The sequence below is a fragment of the Corallococcus sicarius genome (assembly GCF_003611735.1).
GTDB lineage: Bacteria > Myxococcota > Myxococcia > Myxococcales > Myxococcaceae > Corallococcus > Corallococcus sicarius.
This window is the reverse complement of sequence record NZ_RAWG01000413.1, coordinates 1-6,867: the sequence shown is the minus strand read 5'-3', so window position 1 is coordinate 6,867 and position 6,867 is coordinate 1. Positions and strand designations below refer to the sequence as shown.

The 6,867-nt window shown below is 68.8% G+C and carries 6 protein-coding genes and 1 pseudogene; 5 read left to right on the top strand and 2 right to left on the bottom strand.

The window, feature by feature from the left end:
• Positions 1-324, bottom strand: a pseudogene (locus D7X12_RS37305) (hypothetical protein); the annotation flags it as partial.
• A 226-nt stretch (positions 325-550) separates the two neighbouring features.
• On the opposite strand from D7X12_RS37305, the gene D7X12_RS37300 reads away from it, so the two are divergent.
• The 5 genes from D7X12_RS37300 to D7X12_RS37280 all read left to right on the top strand — a co-directional run bounded on the left by D7X12_RS37300 (position 551) and on the right by D7X12_RS37280 (position 4,928).
• Entirely contained in the window at positions 551-1,042 is a 492-nt protein-coding gene (locus tag D7X12_RS37300; RefSeq protein WP_208719532.1) for a Fur family transcriptional regulator, read from the top strand.
• Positions 1,039-1,563 carry a TlpA family protein disulfide reductase gene (locus tag D7X12_RS37295; RefSeq protein WP_120629959.1) on the top strand — a complete coding sequence of 175 codons (525 nt, stop codon included), beginning with the start codon at positions 1,039-1,041 and terminating at the stop codon, positions 1,561-1,563. Before D7X12_RS37300 ends, D7X12_RS37295 begins: the two co-directional genes overlap by 4 nt.
• Positions 1,564-1,691: 128 nt before the next feature.
• Positions 1,692-1,973 carry an FtsB family cell division protein gene (locus D7X12_RS37290; RefSeq protein WP_120629958.1) on the top strand — a complete coding sequence of 94 codons (282 nt, stop codon included), beginning with the start codon at positions 1,692-1,694 and terminating at the stop codon, positions 1,971-1,973.
• Positions 1,970-4,132, top strand: coding sequence for a sensor domain-containing diguanylate cyclase (locus D7X12_RS37285; protein ID WP_120629957.1), 2,163 nt, complete (start codon positions 1,970-1,972; stop codon positions 4,130-4,132). The genes D7X12_RS37290 and D7X12_RS37285 overlap by 4 nt, the downstream gene beginning before the upstream one ends.
• A gap of 13 nt (positions 4,133-4,145) precedes the next feature.
• Positions 4,146-4,928: a class I SAM-dependent methyltransferase gene (locus D7X12_RS37280; protein ID WP_120629956.1), complete on the top strand. Its 783-nt coding sequence runs from the start codon at positions 4,146-4,148 to the stop codon at positions 4,926-4,928.
• Between the two features lie 13 nt (positions 4,929-4,941).
• Here D7X12_RS37280 and D7X12_RS37275 read toward each other — a convergent pair whose 3' ends face one another.
• Positions 4,942-6,648, bottom strand: a complete 1,707-nt coding sequence (locus D7X12_RS37275; RefSeq protein WP_120629955.1) for an HAD-IG family 5'-nucleotidase — start codon at positions 6,646-6,648, stop codon at positions 4,942-4,944.
• Between the last annotated feature and the right edge of the window lie 219 nt (positions 6,649-6,867).

Sequence of the window (6,867 nt, the reverse complement as noted above, 5' to 3'; positions counted from 1 at the left end):
GGGAGGGGTCTTCTCCTCGCGCACCTGGGCCAGCTCCTGGGCGACCGTGTAGTAGCCGCACGTCTGGCGCTGGGCCGCGAGCGAGGGCGCCACGCCGCGCAGGATGTCCACCACCGCGAAGGGGCCCAGCGGAGAGGTCTCCGGTTCACCGTCCGTGAGGGCGCGGACCCGGAAGTCCTCCTCTTCGGTGAGGAGCGCGAGCGCCTCACGCACCTCTTGTGCGGGGGCGGGGGCCTTCGCGCGTCGGCAGAAGTCCGACACCGCCACGGCCACCGGCGTGGGTACGTCGTCAGGCTGCCGTCTTCTCTGCCAGGGACTGATCATGGAAAGGTTCGGAAAAATGCTCGTTTACGAGGGCGGATGCCTCTATCTTCGCCGCCAGACAGGTGTCAATGAGCCAGTCCGACCCCAATGTAAACAGCCCAGGCGCGGCGCAAGTCGAAGGCCGTGGTAGTCAGGGGAGCGGGCGCATCCTGAAATCGGCAGGCGATATTGGCTTGCGGGGGCGGGCATCCCAGCCTCAACACATGTGGTGCTCCAGAGATTGCAGATGACGACCCATAGCCACGCCCACCATTCCCACGAAGAGAAGGACAAGGATGACGTGCTGGCCCGCTACATGGCCCAGCATGGCCTGAAGAGCACGCGCCAGCGCAGCCTCATCATCGACACGTTCTTCGCCGTGGGCGGACACCTGTCGGTGGAGGAGCTGTGGAACAAGGTGCGTGAACAGGACACCAAGGTGTCCGTGGCCACCGTCTACCGGACGATGAAGCTGCTCAACGAGTGTGGGCTGGCGCATGCCCGCAACTTCGGCGACGGGCAGACGCGCTACGAGGCGGCGGCGGGGCGCGAGCACCACGACCACCTCATCTGCACGAGCTGCGGCACCATCGTGGAGTTCGAGAACGACCGCATCGAGACGCTCCAGGACGCGGTCGCGCGCAAGCACGGCTTCACGGTGACGTCGCACAAGATGGAGCTGTACGGCCTGTGCCGTGAGTGCCAGCTGCGGGGCGGCCCCCCGACGACGGAGGCGTGAGCCCGGTGCGGTGGCGCGCGCTGGCGGCGGCCGTGGCGGTGGGCGTGCTGTCCCTGTCCGGCTGTCACCGGGGCGGGCCGGTGGACGCGGGCCCCGCGTTCCTCCGCGCGCTGGCGCTGCCGTCCGTGGGGCCCACCCGCTACGACCCGCGCCAGCTCTCCGGCCGGGTGGTGCTGGTGTCGTTCCTGGCCACGTGGTGCTTCCCGTGCCTGACGGACCTGCCCACGCTGGAGAACCTCCAGAAGGCGTACGGCGCCCAGGGCTTCCAGGTGGTGGCGGTGGGGATGGACATCGACGAGGGCCGGGTGCTGGCGCCGTTCGCGGACCACTACGCCTTCCCGTACCCGGTGCTGGTGTCGGATGAGCGGATGCGCGCGGGGCAGAGCGCCTTTGGCCGCATCCGCGCGCTGCCCAGCACGGTGCTCCTGGACAAGCGCGGTCGCGCGGTGGCCGCGTGGCAGGGCGTGGAAGGCCAGGCGGACGTGGCGAAGGCGATTGAAAAGCTGCTGAAAGAGGACTGAGTCCCCGGCTGCGTTTCCGTGCCGTTTGCCGGGGCCTCCCCGGTGCGTCGCCGGGGCTTCCCTGGTGCTACAGGGCTGGAGCGGAATTCTTGCGGGCAGGGGGGCCGCTGGTACCTTCGCCGGCGTTCATGACGCCTCGGCGAAAGCTCTTGATGGTGGCGGCGGTGGTGGCGGTGGCCTTGAGCCTGGCCTCGGTGGCGGACGCCAAGGGCTTCCGACGCTACCTGCGCCTGCGGCAGGACGTGGAGGTGCTCGATGAGCGCAACCGCGCGCTGGCCGCGCAGAACGACGCGCTCCGCAAGGAGATCGCCGCGCTCCGCAAGGATCCGGCGACGCTGGAGCAGTCCGTGCGTGAGGAGCTTGGCTACGTGAAGCCGGGCGAAATCGTCATCCACCTGGAGTCACCATGAACTCGCTGTCCTCGGTGCCCTCTCCGGCGAAGCTCGTGCGCGCGTTCTTCCGCGCCATTCCCGCGGCCGTGGCCCTGGCGACCTTCGTGCACCTGGCGCGGGGCGGCTTCCGGGGCCTGCACACGCTGGGGTGGACGGAAGCGGCGCTGGTGGTGGGGCTGCTCGTCGGCATTGGCATGGCGGCGTGGCGCCGGGCGATGCGCTCCTCGGTGGGCGCCATCATCGACCTGCGCGACGACCTGGAGCTGGGCGGCGCGCTCATCTCCGCGGCCTTCATCGTGGTGGCGATTGGCGGCACGGAGCTGTTCCCCATCGTCTACTTGCTGATGGCGTTCCTGGTGGCATTCCTGCCGCGCAACGCGGGCATGACGCTCCTGGGCGTGGCGCTGGTGTACGACGGGCTGGTGACGCTGGGCGGGCCGGTGGTGAACCTCACCGGCTTCCTGACGCACACGATGTTCCTGGCGCTGTTCGCGGGGCTCTACCACCTGGTGCTGTCCGCGCGGATGGCGGTGGCGAAGCGGGCGGAGACGGACGCGGTGCAGAAGCGCATCCGCGAGGTGGAGGAGCGCGCGCGCACCTTCCGGCTGGTGAGCTCCGGGACGCAGGACAGCTTCAGCGGGATGAGCTCCGATGAGAAGTGGCTCGTCGCGTCGGTGAAGGAGATTGAAGGCGCGGTGCACGCGGCGCTGGAGATCGCGGAGACGGGGCTGCGCACGGACACCTGCGCGGCGTTCCTGCTGACGTCGGATGACCGGAGCCTGAAGCTGTACGACTGCCGCTCGCCCACGGAGCGGGTGCAGCGTGAGAAGTTCAACGCGGGCGAGGGCATCATCGGCGGCGTGTTGAAGCGCCGCGCGCCGGTGCGGATGAACTCGCCGCAGGGGCTGAAGGGCGTCACGTACTACGAGAGCGGCGGTCCCACGGTGCAGGCGCTCCTGGCGGTGCCCATCCTGGAGGGCAGCGGGCTGGTGCGTGGCGTGCTGGTGGCGGACAAGCAGAAGAACGAGCCGTTCACGGACCAGGACGAGAAGCTGCTGACGACCATCGCCGGCGAGGTGCTGCGCTCCATCGAGGTGGAGCGGGTGATGAGCTACATCCGCAAGACGCGCGACGAGAAGGACCGGTTCTTCCGGGCCATCGAGGAGCTGAACCGCGCGGGCAGTCCGGACCAGGTGTTCGTGGCGGTGCTGGAGTCGACGCGGCAGCTGGCCGGGTTGGACTTCTGCGCGGTGACGCTGGTGTCGGAGCAGGAGGGCAAGCGGGTGCACCGCGTGGTGCGGATGTCGGGCGTGACGGCGCAGGGCAAGGCGATGGAGGGCCGCACGTTCCCGGACAACAACGGCCTGGTGGCGAACGTGGTGCGCTACGGGGCGCCGTTGCCGGGGCGGGACATCAAGGCGATGGACCGCCAGGTCATCTTCGATGAGGAGACGCAGGTGCGCGGCCTGGGCGCGCTGAAGATCTTCCCGCTGGTGGCGGGGGACCGCATCCTGGGCACGCTGGTGGCGGGGTCGCGCAAGAAGGCGGCGTTCGAGCAGGACGTGCTGCGGATGATCGAGGTCATCGCCATCCAGGCGGCGCAGGCGGTGTTGCGTGCGCAGCTCTACGAGCAGATGGAGAAGATGGCGACGACGGACGGCCTCACGGGGCTGCTCAACCACCGCACGTTCCAGTCGCGGGCGGACGAGATTCTGGCGCAGGCGCGCCGGTACAACCGCAAGTGCTCCATCGTGTTGACGGACGTGGACCACTTCAAGAGCGTGAACGACACGTACGGGCACCCGACGGGCGACCAGGTGCTCAAGGGCGTGGCGCGCATCATCAAGACGCTGGCGCGGGACACGGACGTGGTGGCGCGCTACGGCGGCGAGGAGTTCGTGATGGTGATGCCGGAGACGGACGCGCACGGCGCGAAGGTCATCGCCGAGCGGATCCGCGAGGCGGTGATGGCGGAGGTGTTCCAGACGGAGATGGGCCCGCTGCGCATCACGATGTCGCTGGGCATCGCCACTTTCCCGGACAACGGGCAGGAGAAGCAGCAGCTCATCGACCTGTCGGACCAGTGCCTGTACCACTCGAAGCGCAATGGCCGGAACCAGGCCGTGACGGTGGCGCAGATGCAGGGCGGCCGGAAGCTCCAGGCGGTCGCGGAGTAGGGCGGCGGTATCGATGCCGCCGATTCCCCTCGCCGTCACCACCAGCACGAAGACCGACGTGCCCACGGTGCGCGAGGCGCGGGCCGTGGCGCAGCGGTGGAACCTTCCGTTCCTCCCGCGCCGCTCCAGCGAGGGCATTGCCCCGTGGCTCGGCACCAAGGTCGACGCCCTGCTCGTCGTCGGCGGTGACGGCGTGACGCTGTGGGAGCCCGAGGGTTCCTTCGCCTTCCACGCGGGCATGGCGCACCTGCGGCGCATGCGGCTGCGGCAGGGCCAGCGCGACGACACGTTCCTCAAGCTCGCGGAAATTGTCCCCGGGGATGCCGTGCTCGACTGCACCCTGGGCCTGGGCCAGGACGCGCTGGTGGCGTCGCTCGCCGTGGGGCCGCAGGGCAGGGTGGTGGGCCTGGAGAAGAGCCTGCCCCTGTGCGTCGTCGCCGCCGAAGGGCTCCGGCGCTATGAGCGGGGCGAGGACTCCTGCGCCATCGAGGTCCACCACGCGGATGCGCACGCGTACCTGAAGACCCTGCCCGCCAAGTCCTTCGACGTCGTCTTCTTCGACCCGATGTTCGCCAAGCCCAAGAAGGCCCAGCCCGCGTTCGACGTCCTGCGCCGCTTCGCGGAGCACGCGCCCCTCACCCCCGAAACCCTGGAGGAGGGGAGGCGCGTCGCCCGCCGCTGGGTCGTCGTGAAGGGCGCCCGACACACCGACGACCTGCACAAGCTGGGCATCGAACCCGCCCCCACCTCACGCTTCAGCGAAGTCATCTGGGGACGACTGCCCGCGACCCCGTGAGCCCCACCGCCTGCTACTGATCCGAACCCTTCGCCGGCCCTTCACTCCCCAGCGGGGACAGCTTGCTCGACAGCGCACCGGCCTGCTCGTGCGCCATCAAGTCCCGCGGTGAGCGGTAGTACTGCATCGGCGAGTGGTGCAGGAAGTTCGACACGCGGCTCGTGTACAGACACGCGTACTGCTCCACCTGATAGCCGAAGCGGCTGTTCTCGTTGCCTTCCTTGAACAGCAGGCCCCAGTACGGATTGAAGCCCTCCTCCACGTCGCGCTCCAACGTGTCCGCGATGCCGTTCGTCGCCTTCAACGACTTGCGCAGCTTCTCCAGCTCCGCCTTCGTCCTCTTGCGCAGCTCCTCCGCCTCCAGCCGCTCCGCCTCTGGCAGCTCCCCGCGCTCCAGCCTGCGCTCCAGCGAGTTCAACACCGTCTTGCGGTGGTTCACCTCGTCGTCCAGCCGCGCGCGCGTCAGCTCCACCTCCGACAACGTGTCGATGTCCGTGCGCCGCCCGTCCGTGTAGTTGATCTCGTCCTCAATCTCCTGCACCACCATGCACGTGCGCCACAGCGACGACTTCTTCGACTTCAGGATGTCGCCGAAGATGTGGTCGCCCACGTAGAGGATGTTCTCGCCCCGGTAGCCCGTCATCTCCTCGAACTGGACCAGGTTGCCGCCGGAGTACACCGTGCCGCGCTCCAGCGACTTCGCCTCCCCGACGACCCGGCCTTCCTCCGTCGTCGAGTCCAGCTCCAGGAACGGCCGGCTGTCTGTGAAGAACGCCGGCTTGGCCGCCGCCGTCACCGTGAAGTCGAAGTAGTTGCGCCAGCTGGGGTACTCCGGAAGCTGCCCGTCCAGCAGGTAGCGCATCACCGCGTTCGTGTAGTCCCACGCGGAGTTCGTCAGCAGGAACAGCCGCTTCCCACCCGAGCGCAGCTTGTGCAACGCCGGCCCCAGCTCCGGATCCAGGAACACGTAGCGCGCCAGGTCCTTGCGGATCTCCCGCTTGAGCGAGTTGTCCCGGTGCACCGTGTCGATGGCCTCCCGGATGTCGTCGTAGAGCTTGCCGTAGTTCACGACGTGCCCCAGCGACTCCATCAGCTCGATGATGCCGGAGAACAGGCACGTCTCCGGCAACGCGAAGAGGGTGTCGTTCCACGCGAACTGCGGGTTGCGCAGCCGCACCCGCTTGTTGCGGTACAGCGCCTTCCACGCGTCCCGCTTCAGCGGCCGCAGGCCGTGGTACGCGCGCCCCACGTGCCCGAAGCGATCCATCTTCAGGACGTTGCCGTTCACCCGGTCCACCGCCAGCCCGCGCATCACGAAGTGGTGGTCGTAGATGAGCCCGCCCACGAACGGCGGATAGCCGTACTCGCTGATCAGCTTCGCGATCGTCATGTCGAACGACAGCTGCTCCAACCGGCGCATGTGGTAGATGGCCAGCGTGTAGTCCATGTCGAAGCCAATCAGCTCGACGTGGTCCATGCGCAGGTTGCGGTTGACGAACACCTCCCTCGCGCGCGGCACCTGGACCGTGGGCTGGCGCGGCGCACTCAGCAACCGGCCGAGGACCTCGTCGGTGAGCAGCTCCCGGGCGCGCTGCGAGGCTTCGGCGGCGCGCTCCTGGTTCATGGAGGAACGGAAGCTCCCGTGCAGCGGATCCACGGAGGGTCCGCCCGGGATGGGCAGGGCAGGAGAGAGAATGGGCGACACGGGACCGCAAGACATAACACGCGGCGCCCCCTGCCGCCGCGTCCTTGCGGGCTTCCCACGGGGCTGGCACGCTCTCTCCCTGATGCGCTCCCCACGTCCATCCCCGGCCTCCGCCGAGGAGCTTCACGCGCGCCTGTCCGCTCGGATCGCCGCGCTGGAGGACCGGGTGCGGCGCCTGGAAGCCCGCCTGCTCCTGTCTCTTCTACACATCTGACGCTGCCGACGACGACTCGG

What these genes read in the sequence shown, in the direction of transcription:
- D7X12_RS37285 (WP_120629957.1), top strand. Translation starts at nt 1,970, where the DNA reads ATGAACTCGCTGTCCTCGGTGCCCTCTCCGGCGAAGCTCGTGCGCGCG.
- D7X12_RS37290 (WP_120629958.1), top strand. Translation starts at nt 1,692, where the DNA reads ATGACGCCTCGGCGAAAGCTCTTGATGGTGGCGGCGGTGGTGGCGGTG.
- D7X12_RS37275 (WP_120629955.1), bottom strand. Translation starts at nt 6,648, where the DNA reads ATGTCTTGCGGTCCCGTGTCGCCCATTCTCTCTCCTGCCCTGCCCATC.
- D7X12_RS37280 (WP_120629956.1), top strand. Translation starts at nt 4,146, where the DNA reads ATGCCGCCGATTCCCCTCGCCGTCACCACCAGCACGAAGACCGACGTG.
- D7X12_RS37300 (WP_208719532.1), top strand. Translation starts at nt 551, where the DNA reads ATGACGACCCATAGCCACGCCCACCATTCCCACGAAGAGAAGGACAAG.